Source organism: Microbacterium sp. LjRoot45 (assembly GCF_964253325.1).
Classification (GTDB): Bacteria; Actinomycetota; Actinomycetes; order Actinomycetales; family Microbacteriaceae; genus Microbacterium.
Map to the genome: position 1 here is coordinate 1526419 of NZ_CAXUQM020000001.1, position 24285 is coordinate 1550703.

Annotated in this window: 17 protein-coding genes; 3 read left to right on the top strand and 14 right to left on the bottom strand. The window is 69.5% G+C overall.

Annotated features, from left to right (window positions below; all coding sequences use genetic code 11):
* Positions 1-17 precede the first annotated feature (17 nt).
* The 7 genes from ACSQ18_RS07220 to lepA form a co-directional block, all read right to left on the bottom strand.
* Positions 18-365 carry an HIT domain-containing protein gene (locus ACSQ18_RS07220; RefSeq protein WP_436036479.1) on the bottom strand — a complete coding sequence of 116 codons (348 nt, stop codon included), beginning with the start codon at positions 363-365 and terminating at the stop codon, positions 18-20.
* A 40-nt stretch (positions 366-405) separates the two neighbouring features.
* Positions 406-1134, bottom strand: coding sequence for a 16S rRNA (uracil(1498)-N(3))-methyltransferase (locus ACSQ18_RS07225; RefSeq protein WP_436036481.1), 729 nt, complete (start codon positions 1132-1134; stop codon positions 406-408).
* 6 nt (positions 1135-1140) lie between these two features.
* Positions 1141-2256, bottom strand: a complete 1116-nt coding sequence (dnaJ, locus tag ACSQ18_RS07230) for a molecular chaperone DnaJ (protein WP_301040061.1) — start codon at positions 2254-2256, stop codon at positions 1141-1143.
* A 44-nt stretch (positions 2257-2300) separates the two neighbouring features.
* Positions 2301-3338, bottom strand: a complete 1038-nt coding sequence (hrcA, locus tag ACSQ18_RS07235) for a heat-inducible transcriptional repressor HrcA (RefSeq protein ID WP_436036483.1) — start codon at positions 3336-3338, stop codon at positions 2301-2303.
* Positions 3339-3451: 113 nt separating this feature from the next.
* Positions 3452-4669: a radical SAM family heme chaperone HemW gene (gene hemW / locus ACSQ18_RS07240; RefSeq protein WP_436036485.1), complete on the bottom strand. Its 1218-nt coding sequence runs from the start codon at positions 4667-4669 to the stop codon at positions 3452-3454.
* A complete protein-coding gene (locus tag ACSQ18_RS07245) occupies positions 4669-5319 on the bottom strand; it encodes a DUF1990 family protein (RefSeq protein WP_436036487.1) in 651 nt (216 codons plus the stop codon). Before ACSQ18_RS07245 ends, hemW begins: the two co-directional genes overlap by 1 nt.
* A gap of 29 nt (positions 5320-5348) precedes the next feature.
* Positions 5349-7199 (bottom strand): translation elongation factor 4, encoded by a 1851-nt coding sequence (lepA, locus tag ACSQ18_RS07250; RefSeq protein WP_144807903.1) that lies wholly within the window; start codon positions 7197-7199, stop codon positions 5349-5351.
* Positions 7200-7434: 235 nt separating this feature from the next.
* Here lepA and ACSQ18_RS07255 point away from each other — a divergent pair, with 235 nt between their 5' ends.
* On the top strand, positions 7435-12168 hold the full coding sequence (locus ACSQ18_RS07255) for an ExeM/NucH family extracellular endonuclease (protein WP_436036489.1): 4734 nt from the start codon (positions 7435-7437) through the stop codon (positions 12166-12168).
* A 94-nt stretch (positions 12169-12262) separates the two neighbouring features.
* Positions 12263-13000, top strand: a complete 738-nt coding sequence (locus ACSQ18_RS07260) for an alpha/beta fold hydrolase (protein WP_436036490.1) — start codon at positions 12263-12265, stop codon at positions 12998-13000.
* Here the strand turns inward: ACSQ18_RS07260 and ACSQ18_RS07265 are convergent.
* Both ACSQ18_RS07265 and ACSQ18_RS07270 read right to left on the bottom strand, forming a co-directional pair.
* The gene (locus ACSQ18_RS07265) at positions 12989-14239 is read right to left on the bottom strand and encodes an MFS transporter (protein ID WP_436036491.1); all 1251 of its coding nucleotides are present in this window, start codon (positions 14237-14239) and stop codon (positions 12989-12991) included. The genes ACSQ18_RS07260 and ACSQ18_RS07265 overlap by 12 nt on opposite strands.
* The gene (locus tag ACSQ18_RS07270) at positions 14236-15612 is read right to left on the bottom strand and encodes a GH1 family beta-glucosidase (RefSeq protein WP_436036493.1); all 1377 of its coding nucleotides are present in this window, start codon (positions 15610-15612) and stop codon (positions 14236-14238) included. Before ACSQ18_RS07270 ends, ACSQ18_RS07265 begins: the two co-directional genes overlap by 4 nt.
* 244 nt (positions 15613-15856) lie before the next feature.
* Here ACSQ18_RS07270 and rpsT point away from each other — a divergent pair, with 244 nt between their 5' ends.
* Positions 15857-16117 (top strand): 30S ribosomal protein S20, encoded by a 261-nt coding sequence (gene rpsT / locus ACSQ18_RS07275; protein WP_144807907.1) that lies wholly within the window; start codon positions 15857-15859, stop codon positions 16115-16117.
* Positions 16118-16222: 105 nt separating this feature from the next.
* On the opposite strand, the gene holA is transcribed toward rpsT, so the two are convergent.
* The 5 genes from holA to pabB form a co-directional block, all read right to left on the bottom strand.
* Positions 16223-17251, bottom strand: coding sequence for a DNA polymerase III subunit delta (holA, locus tag ACSQ18_RS07280; protein ID WP_436036495.1), 1029 nt, complete (start codon positions 17249-17251; stop codon positions 16223-16225).
* A 9-nt stretch (positions 17252-17260) separates the two neighbouring features.
* Positions 17261-19576 carry a ComEC/Rec2 family competence protein gene (locus tag ACSQ18_RS07285; protein ID WP_436036497.1) on the bottom strand — a complete coding sequence of 772 codons (2316 nt, stop codon included), beginning with the start codon at positions 19574-19576 and terminating at the stop codon, positions 17261-17263.
* A 2-nt stretch (positions 19577-19578) separates the two neighbouring features.
* Positions 19579-20211: a helix-hairpin-helix domain-containing protein gene (locus tag ACSQ18_RS07290; protein WP_436036499.1), complete on the bottom strand. Its 633-nt coding sequence runs from the start codon at positions 20209-20211 to the stop codon at positions 19579-19581.
* Positions 20212-20299: 88 nt separating this feature from the next.
* On the bottom strand, positions 20300-22885 hold the full coding sequence (gene leuS / locus ACSQ18_RS07295) for a leucine--tRNA ligase (RefSeq protein ID WP_436036501.1): 2586 nt from the start codon (positions 22883-22885) through the stop codon (positions 20300-20302).
* Positions 22886-22952: 67 nt separating this feature from the next.
* Positions 22953-24272: an aminodeoxychorismate synthase component I gene (gene pabB, locus ACSQ18_RS07300; RefSeq protein ID WP_436036503.1), complete on the bottom strand. Its 1320-nt coding sequence runs from the start codon at positions 24270-24272 to the stop codon at positions 22953-22955.
* Between the last annotated feature and the right edge of the window lie 13 nt (positions 24273-24285).

Consider the following 24285-nt stretch of genomic DNA (forward strand, 5'->3'; position numbering starts at 1 on the left):
CGGTGGGTTCGGGGGTGTCAGCCACCGAGGGCTCCTTCCTCGAGACCGCCGGCGAGAACGTGCGCGTGCACATGGAAGACGGTCTGCCCCGCGGCGGGGCCGGTGTTGAAGACGAGCCGGAAGTCGCCGTCGGCATGCTCGGCGGCGAGCGTGTTCGCGAGGCCCACCAGTTCGGTCAGGAGGGCGGGGTCGCCTGCCGCGAGCTCCACGACGTTGCGATACTCCTGCGTCTTCGGGATGACGAGGAGATGCACGGGCGCTTGCGGGGCGATGTCGCGGATCGCGAACGCGTTCTCGGTCTCCGCCACGATCTCGGACGGGATCTCGCCCTGCAGGATGCGCGTGAAGATCGAGGGTTCGCTCATGATCCGAGTCTATCGAGGGCGATGCGGCGCGGGCGGGGGCTCACCATCGCCCGAGGAGCGCGCTGGCGACGGCGATTGCCGCGGGGCCGGCCGTCGACGTGCGCAGCACGGTGTCCCCGAGACGGACCGCGCGTGCGCCGGCGGCAGCGAGGGTGGAGATCTCTTCGGGGGTGATCCCGCCCTCCGGACCGACGACGAGGGCGATACGCGCGGCGTCCGCGACATCAATGTCGGTGAGCGCCGTGGATGCCGTCGGCTCCAGCACCAGCACGAGGTCGGCGAGATCCGCGATTCGTGACGTCGCCACGGGTTCGTGCACATCGGGCACCCATGCCCGGTGGGCCTGCTTCGCCGCCTCCCGCACGATGGCGCTCCATCGCGCGACACCCTTGGCGCTCTTCGCGGCATCCCACCGGGAGACGCTCCGCGCCGACTGCCACGGCACGATCTCGTCCACGCCCAGTTCCGTCGCCGCCTGCACGGCGAGCTCGTCGCGGTCGCCCTTCGCGAGCGCCTGCACGAGTACGAGTTCTTTCGCGGGGCGAGGGATGCCGAGGCGCGACTCGATGCGCACCCGCACGTCCTTCGGGGCGACGGATTCGACCACACCGGTGAGCCACGCGCCGCGCCCGTCGCCGAGCGTCACCGCTTCCCCGACCCTCACCCGGCGGACGACCGCCGCGTGATGGGCCTCCGCACCCGTGAGGGCCGCGATGTCACCGACCCCGTCGGGCAGCCCGCCGTCGTCGAGGAGGAAGTGCAGCGCCACGTCGGATCAGCCGTTTCGGAACCGGTCGCGGAGCTTCGCGAACAACCCCTGGTGGAACTCGGCCAGGTGAGGGGCGGGGGCCTTCGTCTTCTTGGCGAAGTCCTCGATGAGCGCCCGCTGCTTGGCATCCAGTCGCGTCGGGGTGACCACATGTACGCCGACGCGGAGGTCGCCGCGCTGTCCTCCGCGCAGCGGCGTGATGCCGCGCCCCTTGATGGTGAGGACGTCGCCGGCCTGGATGCCGGGGCGGATCTCGAGGTCGACGGGACCGTCGAGCGACTCGATCGTCGTCTCCGTGCCGAGCACGGCGTCGGGCATCGAGACCTCGAGGGTGGCGAGGAGGTCGTCGCCGTCGCGGCTGAACACCTCGTGCGGCGTCACGGTGACCTCCAGGTAGAGGTCGCCGTTCGGGCCGCCGGCAGGGCCGACCTCACCGGACCCCGGAAGCTGCAGGCGCAGGCCCGTCTCGACGCCGGCGGGAATGTCGACCGACACGGTCCGACGTGCGCGCACTCGGCCCTGACCGGCGCACGTGCCGCACGGGTAGGGGATGGTCGTGCCATAGCCCTGGCAGGTCGTGCACGGTTGCGAGGTCACGACGTTGCCGAGGAGGCTGCGCACGGTGCGCTGCACGTGTCCGGCACCGTGGCAGATGTCGCACGTCACCGGTTGGGTGCCCGGCTGGCAGCAGGAGCCTTCGCACGTGTCGCAGAGCACCGCCGTGTCGACCTCCACGTCGCGGTGCGCGCCGAAGACCACATCGCCGAGGTCGAGCGTGACGCGCACGAGAGCATCCTGGCCACGCTCGCGGCGTGACCGGGGTCGTCCGGATCGCCCTCCGGCCGCGCCTCCGAAGAAGGCCTCGAAGACGTCGCCGAACCCGCCGAACCCGCCTCCGGCGCCCCCGAACGGGCTGCTGTCGCCACCCATGTCGTAGCGCTGACGCTGCTCGGGATCGCTCAACACGTCGTAGGCGTGAGTCACCAGCTTGAACCGCTCCGACGCGTCCTCCCCCGGGTTGACGTCGGGGTGGAGTTCGCGTGCCAGGCGCCGGTACGCCTTCTTGATCTCGTCGGGAGTCGCCTCGCGCGACACTCCGAGAACCTCGTAGTGGTCAGCCACATTCGCCTTTCCGCCCGCTGCCGGGCGCGGTCATGCCGATCGCGTCAGCGAGACTTCTCGTCTTCGTCGAGCAGTCGGCTCAGATAGTGCGCGACGGCGCGGACCGCCGCGAGATTCGTGGGATAGTCCATCCGGGTGGGGCCGAGCAGGCCCACCCGCGCGCGCGTACCCGTGGCGTCGTAGTCGCCCGCGATGACCGACGCCTCCGGAAGGCCGAACGGCTCGTTCTCCCGGCCGATGCTCGCCGCGAGCCCCTGCTCGTCGGCCACCATCTCGCCCATGAGTCGCAGAAGAGTCACCTGCTCCTCGATCGCCTCGAGCAGAGGGTAGATGCTGCCGCGGAAGTCCGCCTCGCGACGGGCGAGGGTCGCGCTCCCCGCCATGACGAGCTTGTCCTGCCGGAACTCCTCGAGCTCTTCGGCCACGATGTGTGCGACGGTCCGCAGCGCCTGATCGATGCGTTCGTCGGTGGCCGCAGTGGCGAGGAACTCGGCGAGCGCCTGGGCGCCGTCGCGGACGCTCTTGCCCGTCACGAGATCGCCGACCCCGCGCTTGACTCGGGCGACCTCGGCTTCATCGAGCTCTTCCCGGAGGAAGGCGAGCCGCTGCGATACGCGGCCGGTGTCGGTGACCACGATGACGACCACACGGCGGGCGCCGAGGTGGACGAACTCGACGTGCGACACGTTCGCGCGCGCGAACGACGGGTACTGGACGATCGCGACCTGTCCCGTGAGTTGGGTGAGGGAACGGACGGTGCGCACGAGGAGGTCGTCGAGGTCGCCGGGTCCGTCGAGGAACGACGCGATAGCCGTCCGCTGGGCCGCCGTGAGGGGACGCAGCTCCGCGAGGTGGTCGACGAACACGCGGTAGCCCTTGTCGGTGGGCACGCGACCCGAGGACGTGTGCGGGGCGACGATGAGATCCTCGTCCTCGAGGAGCGCCATGTCGTTGCGGATGGTCGCGGCAGAGACGCCGAACTGGTGGCGATCGACGATCGACTTGCTGCCCACGGGCTCGTGCGTGTCGACGTAGTCCTGCACGATGGCCCGCAAGACCTGGAGTCCGCGTTCCGAGACCATGCCTGTCCTCCGTCCGATCGTCCGCACTGGCACTCGTGAGTGCTGAGTGCCAATTCTATCTCGGGAGCACGCCAGGCGCGTGACGAACCGGAGGGCGGGTCCGATCTGCGTCCTCAGGCCGTCAGCGCGCGGACCACGGCGTCGGCGAGAAGCCGCCCCCTCAGCGTGAGGACGACGCGACCGCGCACGGCAGCGGCACCGTCGATGAGACCGTCGGCGATGAGGGATGCCACGGCGCGCCGGCCCTCGCCGGTGACGTCGGAGACGGCGAGCCCGTCGGAGATGCGCGATCGCAGCAGCACGCTCTCGAGCCGCCGAGCCGCCGCATCGGGGCGCTCTCGACCGGCCGCCGGCGAGGCACCGGATGACACACGCTGCGCATAGGCGGCGGGGTGCTTGACGTTCCACCACCGCAAGCCGTCGATGTGGCTGTGGGCGCCCGGGCCGTACCCCCACCAGTCGTGTCCCTGCCAATAGGCGAGGTTGTGCCGGGACCGCTGCCCCGGCGCCTTCGCCCAGTTGGACACTTCGTACCAGGCGTAGCCCGCGCCGCCGAGCAGCTCGTCGGCGAGCTCGTACATGTCCGCTTGCAGGTCGTCGTCGGGCGCGGCCACCTCGCCTCTGCGGATCTGTCGTTCGAGCTTCGTGCCGTCCTCGATGATGAGGGCGTACGCGGAGATGTGATCGGGGTCGAGCGCCACCGCGGTCTCGAGCGAACGCCGCCAGTCGTCGAGGCTCTCCCCCGGTGCCCCGTAGATGAGGTCGAGGCTCACCGCCAGGCCCGCGCTCCGAGCGGCGTCGACGGCCGTGGCGACGCCCGCCGGGTCGTGGGTGCGGTCGAGCGCCGCCAACACGTGCGGCACGGCGGACTGCATGCCGATCGACAGGCGCGTCACGCCGGCATCCTTGAGTCGCCCCGCCAGCAGCGGCGTCACCGTGTCGGGGTTGGCCTCCACGGTGACCTCCGCATCCTCCGTGAGCGCGAACGCGGTGCGGATGCCGTCGAGCATCCGAGCCAGGTCGTCGCCCGGAAGGAGCGTGGGGGTGCCGCCGCCGAAGAACACCGTCGCCGCCGGGCGGAGGGGGCCTCGTGCGCGGAGGACGTCCGCCGAGAGGGCGATCTCCCGCAGCACCTCGTCGGCGTACGCGTCCTGCCGGGCACCGCGCAGCTCGGTCGCCGTGTAGGTGTTGAAGTCGCAGTAGCCGCAGCGCACCCGGCAGAAGGGCACGTGCAGGTACACACCGAACGGCGTCTCCGGCGAGATGCTCACATCGGACGGGAGTGACCCGTCGGCGGGCGCGGGGTCGCCCAGAGGCAGCGCAGCGCCCATCAGGCGGGCGTCGTGTACAACGGCGACAACGCCCGCAGGTAGCCCTGGAACAACTCGCGTCGGCGACGCTTCACCAGGGCCGGCAGCATGCGGTACAACGTCTTCACCGGACGGTCGAAGGCGCGGACGGTGAACCACACCTCATCGGCATCCGTCCACTCCAACACGAACGACTCCTCGCCGCTCACGACCGAGCCGCTGACGGTGCCGAGTCCGAAGCCGACGCGGCGAGGCTCCTCGATCACGTAGATGACGCGCAGCTGGGCGTCGGCGCGGTGTCCCTTCACGCGCCCGTGCACGCGGACGGTCGTCCCGGCGCCGACATACGGGGTACCGTCGGCGTCGAAACGCTGGTCGGCCTCGAGCCTGCTGGGCGCGAGCGGCGTGCCCTCGGCGTCGAAGCTCACTCCCGAGTACATCGGTCCGGATGCCGGTCGGACATCCGAGACGGTGAGTCCCGCTCCCCGCAGCGCCGCCCACGACAGGAGCGTGTCCGCCGAGGTCTCGAAACGTGCCTCGCCGCTTCCGATGCGCCACGAAGCCTCCGCGGGGAGACTCCGCTCGGGCGGATACCCCATGAGGTCGGCGGCCTGCGTGGCCCCGACGGCGGCGTAGTCCACCGTCCCGTCTTGGAAGCTTCCACGGCGCATGCGAACAGCCTACCTTCGCCTCTTGGGGGCTACTTCTTGTCTTTGCCCTCGACGTCGCCCGACAGCGCAGCGATGAACGCCTCCTGGGGGACCTCGACGCGGCCGACCATCTTCATGCGCTTCTTGCCCTCCTTCTGCTTCTCGAGGAGCTTGCGCTTGCGCGTGATGTCGCCGCCGTAGCACTTGGCGAGGACGTCCTTGCGGATGGCCCGGATGTTCTCGCGGGCGATGATCCGCGCGCCGATCGCAGCCTGGATCGGCACCTCGAACTGCTGGCGTGGGATCAGCTTGCGCAGCCGCTCCGTCATCAGCGTGCCGTAGGCGTAGGCCTTGTCGCGGTGGACGATCGAACTGAACGCGTCGACCTTCTCGCCCTGCAGCAGGATGTCGACCTTCACGAGGTCGGCCGTCTGCGAACCGGCCGGTTCGTAGTCCAGGCTCGCGTATCCCTGCGTCTTGGACTTGAGCTGATCGAAGAAGTCGAAGACGATCTCGCCGAGCGGCATGTTGTAGCGCAGTTCGACGCGGTCCTCGCTGAGGTAGTCCATTCCCAGGAGCGTCCCACGGCGCGTCTGGCACAGCTCCATGACGGTTCCCACGTAGTCCTTCGGCAGCAGGATGCCGACCTTCACGACAGGTTCGGAGACCTCGGCGACCCGTCCGTCGGGGTACTCGCTCGGGTTCGTGACCGTCACCGTCTCACCGGTGTCGGTCATGACTTCGTACGTGACAGACGGTGCCGTCGTGATGAGGTCCAACCCGAATTCGCGGGACAGACGCTCGGTGATGATCTCGAGGTGGAGGAGACCGAGGAAGCCGCAGCGGAAACCGAACCCGAGGGCCACGGAGGTCTCCGGTTCGTACTGGAGGGACGCGTCGGAGAGCTTGAGCTTGTCGAGGGCTTCGCGCAGGTCGGCGTAGTCGCTGCCGTCGATCGGATAGATACCGCTGAACACCATGGGCTTCGGGTCGGTGTAGCCAGGAAGCGCCGTGGTGGCGGGCTTGCGGTGATGGGTGATCGTGTCGCCGACCTTGGACTGACGCACGTCCTTCACGCCGGTGATGAGGTAGCCCACCTCCCCTACGCCGAGGCCCTTGGTGGGAACCGGCTCCGGGCTGGACACACCGATCTCCAGCAGATCGTGGGTGGCCTTCGTCGACATCATCTGGATGCGCTCGCGCGGTTCGAGCTTGCCGTCGATCATCCGGACGTAGGTGACGACGCCGCGGTACGAGTCGTAGACAGAGTCGAAGATCATCGCGCGCGCCGGCGCCGACGCGTCTCCGGTGGGCGCCGGAATGCCCTCGACGATGCGATCGAGCAGCTCTTCGACGCCGAGACCTGTCTTCCCGCTCACGCGGAGGACGTCCTCCGGGCGGCCGCCGATGAGGTTCGCGAGTTCCGCGGCGTACTTCTCCGGATCGGCGGCGGGAAGGTCGATCTTGTTGAGCACGGGGATGATGTGGAGGTCGTTCTCCAGCGCCAGGTAGAGGTTCGCGAGCGTCTGCGCCTCGATCCCCTGGGCGGCGTCGACGAGGAGGATCGCCCCTTCGCACGCGGCGAGCGAACGTGAGACCTCGTACGTGAAGTCGACGTGTCCGGGGGTGTCGATCATGTTGAGGGCGAACGTGCCGTCGGCGGTGGCCCACGGCATCCGCACGGCCTGCGACTTGATCGTGATGCCGCGCTCACGCTCGATGTCCATCCGGTCGAGGTACTGCGCGCGCATGTCGCGATCCGAGACCACGCCGGTGATCTGCAGCATGCGGTCGGCCAACGTGGACTTGCCGTGGTCGATGTGGGCGATGATGCAGAAGTTGCGGATGAACTCGGGCGGCGTGGAGGCAGGCTCGAGAGGCGTGAAGGCGCGCGGTGACATGTCCCGTGAAGTCTACCGGGGGCCGCGTGGCGCTGCCGTCCGATCGCCGGGGCAGACCTGCGCCCGCGCGGACAATACCCGACGATCCGCCGAACACGCCAGCGCATCAGCCCATGAGAAAGAGTTAACCGATTTGACACTTGTCGAACTCCGCGTGCCCACAGGATGCTCAATCTGGCGGCCGAAGCCTGCGCGATCCTCCCTGCCGCGCGCGGACCGCCTCGGAGACGACGACATGCACACAGCAGAGTTCCGTTCGCCCCTGCGTCCGCGCACGCGCTGGCTGGCCGGTTCCACGGCCGCAGCCCTCGCGGTCGCCGGCCTGGTAGCACTGCCGACCGCGGCGGGCGCCGTCGTGTCGGCGGAAGCGCCGATCGTGATCGCCGAGGTGTACGGCGGCGGCGGCAACAACGGCGGCGCGTACAACCGCGACTTCGTGGAGTTGGCAAACGTCACGGATGCCGAGATCGACCTCGACGGCTGGAGCCTCCAGTACGCCTCGGCGACCGGCGCCACGTGGCAGGTGACGGCACTGGACGGCGTCTCCGTACCCGCCGGTGAACGGTTGCTGATCGGCCAGGCCTACGGCTCCGACCGTACGCTCCCCGGGTTCGAAGCGGATGTCGACGGCGCCATCGCCCTCAGCGGCACGCAGGGCAAGGTCGCCCTCGTGGCGGGAACCGCGGCCCTCTCCGGCGCGACGGGACTGGTCGACCTCGCGCAGGTTGTCGACTTCGTCGGCTGGGGCGGAGCGACGCACTTCGCGGGTGCCGCCGCAGCGCCGGCGACCACGAACGCGACGAGCATCTCGCGCAACGGCGACGACGCCAACACGGCCGACAACGCGGCTGACTTCACGGCCGGCGTGCCGACGCCCGCAGGCGCGGACGACGGCGGCCCGACCCCCACCCCGACGCCGACGCCCACGCCGACGCCGACGGAAGACCCGGAGATGGTCGCGATCGCGGACATCCAGGGCACGGGTGACGCCTCGCCGCTGGCCGGCGCCACCGTGACGACGACCGGAGTCGTGACGGCCCACTACCCGACCGGTGGGTTCGACGGCTATGTGATCCAGACCGCCGGCACCGGCGGTGACATCGACCTCGACACCCACGCCGCGTCGGATGCCGTCTTCGTCTATGCGCCGGGCGCCGTGGGCGAGGTCGCCCTCGGCGACACGGTCGAGGTCACCGGCGTCGTCTCCGAGTGGAACGGTCTCACCGAGATCACGGTCCGTGCCGGCGCCGCCACGGTCATCGCCGATGCCGAGGCTCCCGTGCCTGCGACCGTGGCCTGGCCCACGACGAACGCGCAGCGGGAGACGCTCGAGTCGATGCTCGTCGCTCCCCAGGGCTCGTTCACGGTCAGCAACACCTACGCCACCAACCAGTACGGCGAAGTGGGACTGGCCGCAGGCGACGCGCCGCTGCGTCAGCCCACCGACGTGGCGCGGCCGGGCAGCGCCGAGGCAGCCGACGTGGCCGCCGACAACGCCGCACGCGCCGTCGCGCTCGATGACGGAGCGAGCACCAACTTCCTCTCCGCGGCCAACAGCGGTCTCACCCCCGCCTACGTCTCGTTGGCCGAACCGATCGTCGTCGGCGCATCGGTGACGTTCACCGACCCCGTGATCGTCGACTACCGCAACAACACGTGGAAGCTGAACCCGTCGGCTCCGCTTGCCGCGGACGGGACGGGTACCGACGGTGTCGTGTTCGACAACCCGCGCACGTCCGCTCCGGACGAGGTCGGCGGCGACATCTCCGTCGCGTCGTTCAACGTTCTGAACTACTTCACGACCCTCGGTACGGAGTCGGCCTCGTGCGTCGCGTACACCGATCGCTTCGGCGACGGCGTCACCGTCCGCGAGGGCTGCGACCAGCGCGGAGCGTGGGACGCCGACGACCTTGCTCGCCAGCAGGCCAAGCTCGTCGCCGCCATCAACGCGCTCGATGCCGATGTCGTCGGTCTCATGGAGATCGAGAACTCGGCGGCCCTCGGCGAAGAGACCGACGAGGCGACCGCGACGCTCGTGGCCGCTCTGAACGCCGCGGCGGGCGAGGACCGCTGGGCCTTCGTCCCGTCCTCGGACGAGTTGCCCCCGGCATCCGAGCAGGACGTCATCACCAACGCGATCATCTACCAGCCGGATGCCGTGAGCACGGTCGGGTCCGCGCGCGCGCTGGGCGACCAGAGCGCCGACGGCGAGGCCTTCGGAAACGCGCGCGAGCCGCTCGGACAGGTGTTCGCTCCCGCCGCCGGCGGCGACGAGCTCCTCTTCGTCGTCAACCACTTCAAGTCGAAGGGTTCGGCAGGTCCGTGGCCGGGCGACGCGGACGCCGGAGACGGCCAGGGCTCGTCGAACGAGTCGCGCGTACGCCAGGCGACGGCGCTGCGCGACTGGATCGAAGAGATCCAAGGCGACGTGGCGGCCGTGGCCCTCGCGGGCGACTTCAACTCGTACGGGCAGGAAGACCCACTGCAGGTGCTGTACGCAGCGGGTTACACCGACGTAGAGCAGCACTTCGAGGTCGACTCGTCCTCGTACAGCTTCTCCGGACTGTCGGGCTCGCTCGACCACGTTCTCCTCAACGACGCCGCCCTGGCGCGTGCCACGGGTGCCGACATCTGGAACATCAACTCCGGCGAGTCCGTCGCCCTCGAGTACAGCCGATTCCGCTCGCACGGCACCGAGTTCTTCGCGAACGACGTGTACCGCTCGAGCGACCACGACCCGGTGCTCGTGGGGCTGTCGGCCGAGGCCGCTCCCGTCGAGCTGACCCTGCTCGGCATCAACGACTTCCACGGACGCATCGACGCCAATACGGTGGCGTTCGCCGGCACCGTGGAACAGCTGAGGGATGCCGCAGACGGACCTACGCTGTTCCTGTCGGCGGGAGACAACATCGGCGCATCGCTGTTCGCCTCCTCCGTCGCGCAGGACAAGCCCACGATCGACGTGCTCAACGCGCTCGGTCTGGAGGCGACGGCCGTCGGCAACCACGAGTTCGACCGCGGTTTCGCCGATCTGGAGGGGCGTGTCACCGACGCGTCGGACTACCCGCAGCTGGGCGCCAACGTCTACCTCGCCGGAACGCAGACCCCCGCGCTCCCCGAGTACGCCCTGCGGGAGGAGGACGGTGTGACGGTCGGCATCATCGGCGCGGTGACGGAAGAGACGCCGTCGCTCGTGTCGCCGGCCGGGATCACCGATCTGGAGTTCGGCGACCCCGTCGCCGCCGTCAACCGCGTCGCTGCGCAACTGAGCGACGGAGACGACGCCAACGGTGAGGCCGACGTGATCATCGCGCTCTACCACGAGGGTGCCGGCGCGGGAACCCCGGACGGTGCCACGTTCGAGCAAGAGCTCGCCGCGGGCGGTCCCTTCGCCGCTCTGGTGAACGACACCTCCCCCGAGGTCGACGCGCTCTTCACCGGCCACACCCACAAGGAGTACGCATGGTCGGCGCCGATCCCCGGCACCGATCGCACCCGCCCCGTCGTGCAGACGGGCTCCTACGGAGGCAACATCGGAGAGATCGTGCTCTCGATCGACGGCGGCGACGTGACCGCCCACACCGAGCGGATCGTGCCCCGGACGACGACGCCCGCCGCCGACCTCATCGCCGCCTATCCGCGCGTTGCGGAGGTGGATCGCATCGTCCAGGCCGCTCGTGCGGCGGCCGCCGAGGTGGGCAACACGGCGATCGGAGAGGTGTCGGGCGATATCACGACCGCCTACGCCGGTGGATCGTTCGTGGGCGGCGTCTGGACGGGCGGTTCCCGCGATGACCGGGCCTCGGAGTCGGCGCTCGGCAACACGGTTGCCAACATGCTGCGCGACTCGCTCTCCACGCTCCCCCAGGGCGCGCAGATCGGTGTCACGAACCCGGGTGGCCTGCGCGCCGACCTGTGGGACACGCAGGCCGAGTTCGGCGCAACGGCGATCCCGGGGCTGGCCGACGGCACGGTCTCGTTCTCGCAAGCCAATGCCGTGCTGCCGTTCAACAACACTCTCGCCCTCGTCACCCTGACCGGTGAGCAGTTCACGACGCTGCTGGAGCAGCAGTGGCAACGCGACGCGCAGGGCAATGTCCCTCAGCGGCCGTATCTCCAGCTGGGGCTGTCGGACAACGTGTCGTACACGTACGACGCGACGCTTCCAGAAGGGTCGCGCGTCACCTCGGTCACGGTCGACGGTCAGCCGCTCGATCCCGCCGCAGAGTACCGCGTCGGCACCTTCTCGTTCCTGGCGACGGGAGGCGACAACTTCCGCGCCTTCACCGAGGGGTCGGACTACGTGGACACCGGCCTCCTCGACTACGAGGCGTGGATGGACTACATCGCCGACGGCTCGCCTCTGGCGCCCGACTTCGCCAAGCACGCCGTGCAGGTCTCCGGAGCCCCGGCGACCGCGACCGCCGGTGACACCGTCACCTTCCAGGTCAGCGGCATCAACATGACCAGCCGGGGCGCTCCGGAGAACACGTCGCTCGCCGTGTCCATCGGTGACACCGAGCTCGGTGAGGTTCCGGTGACGGCGGGTGCGGCATCCGTGTCGGTCGCTCTCCCCGCCGACCTCCCCGCCGGCCTCACGGTGATCACCCTCACCGCGCCGGACTCGGGCACCGTGGTGCGGGTCGCCCTCGAGGTCGAAGCGGCCGTCGAGCCCCAGGCGACGACGACGCAACTGGTCGCACTCCTCCCCGTGCACATCAACCGGCTCCTGCCGACGACGCTCGTCGCGTACGTCGACCAGGAGGAAGGCTCGCCGGAGGGTGTGGTGGAGTTCCGTGAGGGCACTGAGGTGGTCGCCACGGTTCCTGTCCGACGGGGCTTCGCCGCCTACACGCTCGGCAAGCTGAGCCGTGGCACTCACCAGTACACGGCCGTCTTCGTGCCGGCCGATCCGACCGTCTCCAGTGGCTCCGCGAGCAAGGCGGTGCGTGTGAGGGTGGTGTTCTGACCCCGTCCTCCCGCCGGAGGCAATCCGAATCGAGCGGGCTCGCGACACGGCGTCGCGAGCCCGTTCGACGTGTGACGAATCGTAGGCTGGACAGATGGTGACGCACGTGGTGATGGTGCACGGCATTCGTACCTCCGCCACCATGTGGCGCTCGCAAGTCGCTCATCTGAACGAACGCGGCATCCCCGCCACCGCTGTCGACCTGCCCGGACACGGCACACGCATGTCCGAGGAGTTCACCCTCGACGAGGCGTTCGCAACCATCGACCACGCGGTCCGCGGGGCCGCTGAGCGCGGCCGGGTGGTGCTCGTCGGACACTCCATGGGAGGACTCCTCTCTCTCGCCTACGCGGGTCGCGAGGACAAGCCGCCCATCGACGCCTTCATCGCGGCGTCGTGCACGGCCCTTCCCCGCGGCGTCGGCCTCGCCACCTACCGCGCGCTGGCGCGAGGCTTCGACCGCCTTCCTCGCCGCGGCCAGGGCATCGCGGACTGGGTGCTCGATCGCACGCTGCCCTCCGAGACTCGCCTGGATTTCGGCGCCGGCGGCTACGCGTACGACGCGCAGGATGTCGCGCTACGGAGCCTCTCGGTGCTGGATCTGCTCGCCGCGCTCGGCCGGATCGATGTGCCGACCTGGTTCATCAACGGGCAGTACGACCAGCTGCGTGCGAACGAGCGTCTCTTCGTCGGGCTCGTCCCGGGAGCGGAACTGATCGTCGTCCCGCGAACGAGCCATCTGGTCACCGCGATGCGACCTCGCGTCTTCAACGCTCTCCTCGGCCTGGCCGTCGCGAGCGTCGACGTCGCCGCGGCCGAATCAGCCGGCTGAGGCTCGACCCCGGGTTGGGGCGCCCGCGCGGATGCGGAGCGTCGCGAGACCGCCGAGCGCGGAGAGGACCGCACCCACCGCGAAGAGGAGCCAGAAACCGCCGACGAGGGCGACGAGTCCCGCACCGATGAGCGGCCCGAGAAGTTGCCCGAGGCTCGCCGCGACGTTCACGAATCCGAGGTCGCGGGCGTGATCGTCGGGGAACGGCAAGAGGTCGGTCGCGAGAGCCAGGCCGACCGACATGTACGCGCCGTACCCCATTCCCAGAAGAGCAGCGGAGACGAAGGCCACCTCCAACGACGGAGTGACGGCCAGGAGAAGGGATGCCACGGCCTGCACCATCGCGGCACCGACCACCCAGCCGATCCTCCGGCCGGACCTGTCCGAAAGTCGCCCGGACAGCACGGACGCGGCCACGACGAAGACCGTGTAGACGACGATGAGCAGGAGAAGCTGCTCCTCGGCCGCCTCCGGCGACTGCCCCACTCCGTACAAGAGGAAGAACAGCAGCAGACCGGTACCCAACGCGTTGCCGATGTTCACGACGAGGCGGCCCGTGAGCAACCAGGCGAAGTCGTGGTCGCGAAGCGCGGCTGTCCGTTCGGCGAATCCGCGGGGCACACGTGCGGCCTCGGACGCCGAAGGGGCCGGCGGGTCGGGAAGAATGAGCGCCGCGCTCAGACCCGCGACCGCGAGGAAGCCCGCGAGGACGAGGTATCCCCCGAGCGTGCCCAGGCCGAGGAGGACGATCGCCCCGACTCCGAGCACGATCCCGACGGCTTGCGAGGAGGCGATGGCCGCCGACGCCGCGCCGCGCTGCGCGCTGAGCTGATCGGCGATGAGCGCCGTGAAGGCGGAGGCCGCGACGGCCGTGCCCACCGACACACCGATCCACGCAGCGCCGACCAGCCACGGACCGCTCGCTCCGGCCAGGCAGACGAGGGAGAGCGTGGCGAGTGCGACTCCCGCCACGGCCCACGGTCGACGTCGCCCCCGCGCGCCTCGCGTACGGTCGGACAGTCCACCGGCGACAGGTCCGGCGACGACGGCGGCGATGCCCCCCACCGCGAGGACCAGTCCCGACGACACCACTCCCGAGATCCAGCCGGCGGCGTCGTCGGGTGTGTTCAACTGCAGCGGGATGAGGAGCTGCAGCGGCGTCAGCTGCACGGTCCACAGCGCGAGCCAGGCGACGGTGAACAGCGCGAACCACTGCCGGCCGACGCGCGGCGGCGTCATGCTCGGGCCTCCTCGATCAGGGCGCGGTACCACTCGTAGGAGGCTTTCGGCGTGCGCTGCGAGGTCTCGTGGTCCACGTGCACGAGCCCGAACCGCTGGGAGAATCCCTCCGCCCATTCGAAGTTGTCGAGCAGTGACCACACGGTGTACTCCCGCACGTCCGCTCCCCTTTCGTTGGCGTCGGCGATCGCCTCGATGTGCGCGGCGAGATACGCGATGCGTTCGGTGTCTTCGATACGCCCGGCGGAGCGAGAAGGCTCGGAGAAGGATGCACCGTTCTCGCCGACGATCACCGGCGGCAACGCGTCACCGTAGCGGGAGCGGAGACCGAGCAACACCTCGGTCAGCGCGGCGGGGACGATCGGCCAGCCGAAGCCGGTGACGTCGGCGCCCGGGACGGGCTGGAGGGAGAACGGAATCGGGGCTTCGGGCAAGGCCGCGCCCACCACTGTCGGGTTGTAGAAGTTGACGCCGTAGAAGTCGCTGGGTTCGGAGATGAGCGCGAGGTCGCCGTCGTGCACCGGTTGTTCCGGGATGCCCAGGGCACCGAGATCGGGGTATTCCCCGAAGAAGAGGGGGTCGGCGAAGAGATGATTGTGGAGGGCGTCGTACGCGGCGGCAGCGGCCTGATCCTCCGGAGAGGCCGTGGCGGCGGATACGTGCGTGTGATTGTTCACGATCCCGACCTGACCGGCATCCGCGTCACGCACGATCTGCTGGGCCAGACCGTGCGCCAGGAGCTGGTGGTGCACGGTCGGCAGAGCGTCGAAGAGCAGCTGCCGTGCGGGCGCGAGTTCGCCGATCGCATAGCCCTGGAGCGTGGTCGAGACCGGTTCGTTGATGGTGTACCAGTGCCGCACGCGGTCGCCGAGCGCTTCTATCACGAGCGCGGCGAAGTCTGCGAAGCGGAAGGCGGTTTCTCGCTGCAGCCACCCTCCCTCCGTCTCCAACTCGCTGGGAAGGTCCCAGTGATACAGGGTCGGGAACGGTGTGACCCCCGCCCCGAGCAGCTCGTCGACCAGCCGCGAGTAGGTGTCCAACGCGGCTCTGTTCGCGCCTCCACGCCCACCCGGCTGCACGCGGGTCCACGACACCGAGAATCGATACCGATCGACGCCCAGCCTGTCCAAGAGCGCGACGTCTTCGGCTGACCGACGCCAGCTGTCAGGCCCGGGCTCGGCCGTCGACCCGTCCTTCACCGCGCCGGGTGTGTCCACGAAGTCGTCCCAGATGCTGCGTCCGCGTCCGTCCGCGCTACGAGCGCCCTCGATCTGGAAGGCCGCCGTAGCTGCAGACCAGCGGAACGGCGGCCGCAGCAGGGTGAGCCGTCGCAGGGAGGGCGCGGGGTCGAGCGTGAGAGGATCGGATGCCACGGCATCTCCTTCGTCGAGCGCATCGTCGAGCCGGTCGGGTCCGGTTGACCCGATCATGCCGCACCCGGAGACTCCTGCACAGCATGAAATGCCGCTCGGTGTCGGCGCGGGTCGCACGACGAAACCTGGTAGACTCGGCTTTTGGCTTGCGTGTGGGCTTCTCCCTCACACGACCGCCGTGCGGCAGCCCTCTCTTGTCACTCGGCACATCCAACGAACACTCCGAACGAAAGAGCCCTCGAACGTGGCGAACATCAAGTCGCAGATCAAGCGCAACAAGACCAACGAGAAGGCGCGTGAGCGCAACAAGGCCGTCAAGAGCCAGCTGAAGACCGAGGTGCGTCGCACCCGCGAAGCGATCGCCGCGGGCGACAAGGCCGCCGCTGAGAAGGCTCTCGCGACGGCGACGAAGAAGCTCGACAAGGCCGTGAGCAAGGGCGTCATCCACGAGAACCAGGCCGCGAACCGCAAGTCGGCCATCGCGAAGCAGGTCGCTGCGCTCTGACTCTGAGCCGTCTCAACTGACGAAGGCCCGTTCCCTCAGGGGACGGGCCTTCGTCAGTTTCCCCGAGCGCCCGCTCCCCCGCTCCGGAGAATGCGGGCGGACGGTTCAGCCTCCGAACGGAGCGCGCGTGGCGATGACCGTGACCAGTCTCTCCACCGCGAACACCGGGTCGCGGGACGCGCCCTTCACCTCGGCGTCGGCTCGCGCCGCTGCCTGAATGGCGATACTCAACGAGCCCTCGTTCCACCCGCTGAGATCACGCCGGGCACGATCGACCTGCCAGTCCTTCATGCCGAGACGAGCGGCGAGGGCAGCGGCCGGTTCGCGCGAACCGGCGACCCGCGCCATCGTCCGCAGCTTCGACGCGATCGCGGCGACGAGGGGCACGGGGTCGGCGCCACTGGCCAGCGCGTGCCGCAGAGCGACCAGCGCGTCGCCGTAGCGCCCGGCGATCGCGGTGTCGGCGACCGTGAAGGCGGACGTTTCGACGCGCCCCCCGTAGTACCGCTCCACCGTCTCCACCGAAATGTCACCGGGAACGTCGGAGATCAGCTGCTGACAGGCTGCGGCGAGTTCGGTGAGGTCGTCGGCGAACGCGCTCACGAGCGCACGAAGCGCCGGCGGAGCGATGCGCTTCTGCGCCGCCTGGAACTCGCCCGCAGCGAAATCGAATCGGTCGGAGTCGCGCTTGACGGCGGTGCAGGCAATCTCCACCCCGCCGCCGGAACCGGCACGGATCGCATCGAGGAGCTTCTTCCCGCGTACGCTGGCGCCGGTGTGGCGAAGGATCACCGTCGCGCCGTCTTGGGGGGCGTCGAGGTAGGCGAGCGCTTCGGCGAGGAAGACGTCGGAGCACTTCTCGACCCCCGACACCCGCACGAGTCGGGGCTCGCCGAACAGAGAGGGAGAAGTGACGGCGAGAAGAGTGCCGGACGCGTAATCGTCGGCGCGGACGTCGTTGACCTCGAGGCTCTCGTCCTCCGCACGCAGGTAGTCCCGTACGCCGGCGATCGCCCGTTCCGCGCACACCTCCTCGGGTCCGGAGACGAGCACGATCGGCGCGGGCTGTGGCGAGCGCCACGACAGTTGCGGGATGGCCGACGCGGTGCGGGATGCCGGTCTGCGAGCTGCCATGCGTCCAGCCTACTCAGCGCCGCCGACGCTGCGCTGACGCCAGAGGCGGAGGTCTCCGGCTTCCATCCACACCGCGATCGCGCCGGAGTGGTCGGTGCGGGCGACGCGTGTGCCCGTGTCGGCGAGGATGTCGAGAGTCTCCTTCCGGGGATGACCATAGGTGTTCTCACCGACCGTGAGCAGAGCCAGGCGTGCACCCACGACCTCGTAGATTCGTGGGTACTGGTCGGCGCTGCCGTGGTGGGCGACTTTGACGACGTCATAGGCGCCGGCCAGCCGCGACGCGAGCGGGATCTGCGGAGACGCGGACAGGTCTCCCAGCAGGAGAGTCCGCGGCACCCCACCGCCGCTGATCTCGAGAATCACACTCGCGTCGTTGCCGGTGAAGGCCGTGGACGTCGCTCCGAGGGGAGGTGGCCAGAGCACGCGCCAGCGGGCATCGCCCAGCGTGCCCACCACTCCCTCGCTCACCTCCGTGAGGCGTGCGCCGCCGCGTTCGAGTGTGTGCAGAGACTGCGCGCCCGCGGCATCCGGCACCGGACCATGGATCACGTGGCCGACCCTCCCCGCGACGGCGGGCACGCCCCCGCGGTGGTCGAGGTCGAAGTGCGTCAGCACGAGCAGATCGATTCGTTGGACACCGAAGAGCTCGAGACACTGCCGCAGCGGTGCGGGGTCGGGTCCGGTGTCGACCAAGGCGATTCTCTGCGCCGACCTGATGAGAACGGCGTCGCCCTGCCCGACGTCGCACGCGACGATGGCCCAGTCGTGCGGAACTCGCTCGCGTTCGAGCCATGTCAGCGCGGGTCCCCCGGCGATCCCCGCGCCGGCGAGACCCGCGACAGCGAGCACCGCGCCGGCACGCAGCCGCGGCCGACCGCGAGCGGCAGGGTGAACGGCGACCACGATCGTCGCACCGACGAGGGTCAGTGCGCCTGCTCCGGTGAGACCACCCAGCCACGGCGCCGTCGCCCACGGCAACCGGGCGATGACGGCAGCGGTCTCGGCGATCCAGGCGGCAGGCAACCAGGCGAGGGTCGCGAACCCGTGGGCGAGCACCGGGATGGGAGTGGTGAGACAGGCGAGGAGGCCGATGACGGTGGCGACCGGGGCGGCCGGTCCGGCGATGAGATTGGCGAGGACGCCGTAGACGGGCACGGTCGGATCGAGCAGCACGAGGACCGGTCCGCATGCCAGCTGAGCCGAGAGCGGCACCGCGATGACGAGTGCGAGCGGCGACGGCATCCAGCGCGACATCCCGTCGGCAAGCGGACCTGCGAGGAGCAGGAGCGCAGCCGTGGCGACGGTCGAGAGTACGAAGCCGGCGGAGAGCGCGAGCCACGGGTCGAGGATGAGAAGCACGATGACCGCCATCCCCAAGACGGCAATCCCCGTCCCCGCACGACCGTGCACCAGCGCGAGCATGGCGATGAGCGCCATTGCCGCCGCGCGAACGACGCTCGGTTCTGGCGTGACGAGCACGACGAATGCCAGGAGCACGCCGGCGCCGAGCGCGAGCCGAGCTCGGCGACGCAGCCCCAGTGCGGCACCGACAGCGACGCTGAGTCCCACGACGAGTGCGCAGTTGGCACCGGAGACGGCCGTCAGGTGCGACAGCGACGCTCGCTTCATCGCCTCATCGAGTTCCGCGGTCACCCCACTCGTGTCACCGACGGCCAACCCGGCGATCAGCCCTGCTGCAGGCTGAGGCAATCCCGACACGGCCTCGTGTAAGCCGCGCCGAAGAGAGGCCACGACGGCGAGGACCCCCTCGGGTCGGGAGCGCACCACGACCTCGGAAGCGTGGACGATGAGCACTGCGCGCGCGCCCGCGTCGGCGCGAAGCGCGGTGCCGCGAACGTAGACGGCGGCACCGACGTCGATCCCGGAGGGAATCTCCGCGGCGCGCACGATCAGTGGTGCCGAGGCGCGCATGACGGTGCCGCCCACCGTGACCTGCGAACTCACGGCGTCGAATCGCACACCGTGCGCCGACCGCTCGACTTTGCCGACCACACGCACTTCCCACGACAGGGCGCGCCCGCCGTCGATCGGCAGCGCGCTCACAGCCGCTCGGCCAGGTTGGGAGTAGGCGACCTGGGCAGCAGTGGTGCCCGCGAGAACGGCCGCAGCGACCGCCAGCGCGCACACGGACACCGCCGCGAGAGGAAAGCGACGGAGCGCGAGCATGAGCGCTCCGGCGAGGGAAAGCGCGATGAACCCCACGGACAGAGGCCCCGAGGCGTCAGGAACCACGATGGCGACTGCCGCCGCCACCCAGACCGTGAGGACGATGGGCACCAGCCGCAGGTCGCGTGCGCGCACGCTCACACCGTGACCAGTTCGCGGAGCGCGTCGAGCATCTTGTCGCCGATCCCGGCTACAGCGAGCAAGTCGTCCACACTCGAGAAGCGGCCATTCTGCTCGCGCCACTCGAGGATGCGCTGAGCCAGCGCCGGGCCGATGCGCGGCAGCGTCTCCAAGGTGGGACCGTCGGCCGTGTTGAGATCAACGAGCTCACCGGGCGCCGCCCCGGCGTCCGCACTCGATGCCGGTGGGACACCGGTGCTCCCCTCTGACAGCGTTGACGCCTCCTCCCCCCGCGCGGGCACCCGTACCTGTTCGCCATCGGTGAGGGGGCGCGCGAGATTGATACCGGAGGGTTCAGCCTTGCGGGTGAGCCCGCCCGCGGCGGTGATCACATCGATCACGCGTGCATCCGGGGAGAGGCGGTAGATCCCGGGTCGCGCGACCTGCCCGTGAACGTGTACGTACAGTTCGGCGGCCGGGCTGGCTGTCGCCACTGCCGCGGGAGTCACCGCGACGCTCGCGACCGACTCGACAGGGCTCGCCATCGTGCGGACGATTCCCGTGACGACGGTGATCGCGAGTGCCACGACGACCAGCACGATGGCAGCGCCCCAGCGGAGACGCGAACGCGGAGAGGGATCTGCAGTCACCGGTCCAGCGTGCAAGATGCCGCCGTCGGTGGGCGAAGTTCGCGCCCTCCCGTGGAGGACTCATGCCGACCGACGGCCGGGGAGAAGGCTACGCGGTGGTGAAGCTGACCACCTTCGGCGCGCGCACCACCGCGCGAACGATCGTGCGGTCGCCGAGCGAACGGCGCACCTTCTCATCGTCTCGCGCGCGCTGCTCGAGTTCGTCGGCGGAAATGCGTGCCGGAACGGTGAGCGTGCCGCGAACCTTGCCGTCGATCTGCACCACCGCGGTGACGGATTCCTCGACGAGAAGCGTCGGGTCGGCCTGTCGCCAGGTCACGAGACCCACGAAGGGCTCATAACCGAGGATCTCCCACATCTCCTCCGCCGTGTGCGGCGCGAAGAGGTCGAGGATCATCGCGGTCGCCTCGGCCGCCTCGCGCACAGCGGGGTCGGCCGGGCCTGCGCCGGTGTCAATCGTCTTGCGCGTGGCGTTGACGAGCTCCATCAAGCGCGCGACGACGACGTTGAACTTGGTCTGTTCGACCAGCCCTGGGGCATCGGCGAGAAGACGATGCGTCACGCGTCGCAGTGATGCGTCACCCTCGGCCCAGACGACGTCGCGGTCGCTCGTGACGTCCTTCGCCACGCGCCAGGCACGCGCGAGGAACTTCTGCGCTCCCGTCGTGGAGACGTCCTCCCAGTTGATGTCGTCCTCGACGGGGCCTGCGAAGGCGATCGCGACCCGCACGGCATCCGCGCCCGGGTCGACCATGCTCGAAGCGAACTCGACGAGATTGCCCTTGCTTTTGGACATCTTGGAGCCGTCCAGAAGGACCATGCCCTGGTTGATGAGAGTCGTGAAGGGTTCGGTGAACCCGATCAGACCCATGTCGAAAAGCACCTTCGTGATGAAGCGTGCGTAGAGCAGGTGGAGGATCGCGTGCTCGACGCCGCCGATGTACGAGTCGACTGGGGCCCACTTGTCCGCCTCCCGCGAGGAGAACGCCTGTGTCGCGTCGCCCGGCGCGAGGAAGCGCAGGAAGTACCAGGAGCTGTCGACGAACGTGTCCATCGTGTCGGCGTCGCGGCGGGCCGGTGCGCCGGTCTCCGGGTCGACGGTCTCGATCCACTCGGTGGCGCCGCCCAGCGGCGAGGTGCCCTTCGGTGCGAGGTCCAGACCATGTGCATCCGGGAGCGTAAGTGGCAGCTGGTCTTCGGGCACCGGAACGATCCGTCCGTCCTCGGTGTGGATCATCGGGATGGGCGTTCCCCAGAACCGCTGCCGGGAGATCAGCCAGTCGCGCAGCCGGTACGACTTCGATGCTCGCCCCGATCCCGACGCTTCGAGCTGCTCGATGACACGGGCGATCGCGTTGCGCTTGCTCAGTCCGTTCAGCGACCCCGAGTTGATCAGGCGTCCCTCACCCGTCAGCGCCGTGCCGGTCACCGCGGGGTCGAGCGAGTCCAGCGACTCCCCCGCCGGATCGATCGGCACACCGTCATCGTCGACCTCGATCACTGTGATCGCGCCCGTGACCGGTGCAGTGGTGTCGACGACGACCTTCACCGGCAGATCGAACGCGCGGGCGAAGTCGAGGTCGCGCTGATCGTGCGCCGGCACAGCCATCACCGCGCCGTGACCGTAATCGGCGAGGACGTAATCAGCAGCCCAGATCGGCAGACGCTCGCCGTTGATCGGGTTGATGGCGAAGCGGTCGAGGAAGACGCCCGTCTTCGGCCGATCCGTCGACTGACGCTCGATCTCGCTGGCCTTGCCGACCTGCTCCAGGTAGTCCTGGAACCGCATTCGGACCTCCGCGGTCGAACCGGCGGCGAGCTCGGCGGCCAGATCGCTCTCGGGCGCGACGACGAAAAAGGTCGCCCCGTGCAGGGTGTCGGGTCGCGTCGAGAAGACCGTGACCTTCTCAGCGCGGCCCTCGATCTCGAAGTCGATGTCGGCGCCCACCGAACGTCCGATCCAGTTGCGCTGCATCCGGATGACCTTCGACGGCCAGAAGCCCTCGAGCTGGTTCAGATCGTCCAGGAGGCGATCGGCGTACTCGGTGATTTTGAAGTACCACTGCGTGAGCTTCTTCTTGACCACCTCGTGGCCGCAGCGCTCGCAGCGCCCGTCAACGACCTGCTCGTTCGCGAGCACGGTCTGGTCGTGGGGACACCAGTTGACCGGGCTCTCCTTGCGGTACGCGAGACCACGCTCGTAGAGCTTCTGGAAGAGCCACTGATTCCAGTGGTAGTAGTCGGGGTCGCTCGTGTGCAGCACCCGGCTCCAGTCGTACGACGTTCCGAATCGCTGGAGACTAGCCCGCTGCTGCGCGATGTTGGAGTATGTCCACTCGCGCGGGTCGGCGCCACGCTGGATGGCGGCGTTCTCGGCGGGGAGGCCGAAGGAATCCCACCCGATGGGATTGAGCACGTTGTATCCGCGGTGACGCCAGAAGCGTGCCACCGAGTCGACGTAGGCGTAGTTCTCCGCGTGGCCCATGTGCATGTCGCCGGACGGATAGGGGAACATGCCGAGCACATACTTACGCGGACGGGTGTCGTCCTCGCCGCCGGCGCGGAAAGGGTCGGCCTCGGTCCACCGGCGCTGCCACTTCGTCTGGATCTCGTACGGGTCGAACCCGCTGCCCTCCGTGTGGGCGGCGGGGGTAGCGGAAGACGTCGAGGACACGGAGCACCAATCGTGGAGAGTTCGGGAACGCGCGCAGGCGTCCTTCCAGATTAGCGGACCGACCAGGTCACCAGCCTGCGGGCAGGAGCGCGCCCGCCGCCGCCAGGGGGCCTCGTGCCTTGACCGCCACCTCGGCGACTTCGTCGGCGGGAACGGAACGCCAGGTGATTCCTCCACCCGCGCCGACGTAGGCCCCGTGGGGATGGATGACGATCGAGCGGATGACCATGGCGAGGTCGGCTCGTCCGTCGGTGCCGACCCAGCCGAAGCACCCGGCGAACACGCCGCGGGGGGCATTCTCCAAGGAGTGCAGGATGCGCATGGCCGCGAGCTTCGGAGCGCCGGTCATGCTTCCGGCGGGAAAGACGGCCCCCAGGACGTCCGAGAAGGTCGATCCGGGGCGCAGACACCCCGCCACCGTGCTCACCAGCTGATGGACCGCGGCATACGTCTCGACCTCCAACAGACGTTCGACGGCGACGGTGCCCGGGTCGCACACACGCTGGAGGTCGTTGCGCATGAGATCCACGATCATCACGTTCTCCGCGCGCTCTTTGACGCTGCCCGCCAGATCTGCAGCGAGGGCGTGATCGCTGACGGGGTCGGCACCACGGGGTCGGGTCCCCTTGATGGGCCGTGTGCGGACGACGCCGTCGCCGATCTCGAGGAAGCGCTCCGGGCTGGCGCTGACCAGGGCATGGGGGCCGACGCGCACGAGCCCGCCGTGGTGCGAGGGTGTGGCCGCGCGTAGGCGGAGGAAGGCGGCGACGGGATCGACGGATGCCGAGACGTCGAACCTGGTCGTCAGGCACAGCTGGTAGGCGTCTCCGTCGCGGATGGCGTCGCGACAGCGCTCGATGAGCGCGGCATACTCCGCGGGATCGTGCCGTGCGCGCGCGTGGTGTGCGACGGCGGGCGACGGACCGGCACCGACCTCGACTGGAGCCGAGATGTCGTGATCCTGCCAGCGGGCGACCTCTGCGACGAACTCGTCCAGGTCTCCGTGCGGAGCCCAGGCCCACACGCGTCGCGTCGCGTGCTCGAAGGCCACGAAGCGCGTGACGAGAAGCCCGGCGGTGTGCGCGACGCCGTCCTCCATGCTCGCGGGCGCGCCGGCGGATGCAGCAGCATCGTCGTAGCCGAGCCACCCTACCCATCCGCCGCGGAACGGCCCGCCCGCGTCCGCGGGCGTGAGCGCGCGGGTCACATCGAGGTCGTGAGCCGGCCCGCCCGTCGGCGCCCCGGTCCCGACCCAGCTCCACCCGTCCACTGCGTCCTCACCGGCGTCCAGCCAGAAGCAGTTCTCGTCGCGTGCCGGGCCCGCCAAGAAGAGGCGCTCGGGCTCTGTCCAGGCGGGCAGCTCGCGGGACGAGAGGGCGTCGATCACGTTCCCAGGCTAG

Excerpts from the sequence above, each read along its gene's own strand:
- hrcA (WP_436036483.1), bottom strand. The coding sequence starts at position 3,338 with ATGGTCTCGGAACGCGGACTCCAGGTCTTGCGGGCCATCGTGCAGGAC.
- ACSQ18_RS07265 (WP_436036491.1), bottom strand. The coding sequence starts at position 14,239 with ATGACGCCGCCGCGCGTCGGCCGGCAGTGGTTCGCGCTGTTCACCGTC.
- ACSQ18_RS07220 (WP_436036479.1), bottom strand. The coding sequence starts at position 365 with ATGAGCGAACCCTCGATCTTCACGCGCATCCTGCAGGGCGAGATCCCG.
- hemW (WP_436036485.1), bottom strand. The coding sequence starts at position 4,669 with ATGGGCGCTGCGCTGCCTCTGGGCGACCCCGCGCCCGCCGACGGGTCA.
- ACSQ18_RS07245 (WP_436036487.1), bottom strand. The coding sequence starts at position 5,319 with ATGCGCCGTGGAAGCTTCCAAGACGGGACGGTGGACTACGCCGCCGTC.
- ACSQ18_RS07255 (WP_436036489.1), top strand. The coding sequence starts at position 7,435 with ATGCACACAGCAGAGTTCCGTTCGCCCCTGCGTCCGCGCACGCGCTGG.
- lepA (WP_144807903.1), bottom strand. The coding sequence starts at position 7,199 with ATGTCACCGCGCGCCTTCACGCCTCTCGAGCCTGCCTCCACGCCGCCC.
- ACSQ18_RS07260 (WP_436036490.1), top strand. The coding sequence starts at position 12,263 with ATGGTGACGCACGTGGTGATGGTGCACGGCATTCGTACCTCCGCCACC.
- holA (WP_436036495.1), bottom strand. The coding sequence starts at position 17,251 with ATGGCAGCTCGCAGACCGGCATCCCGCACCGCGTCGGCCATCCCGCAA.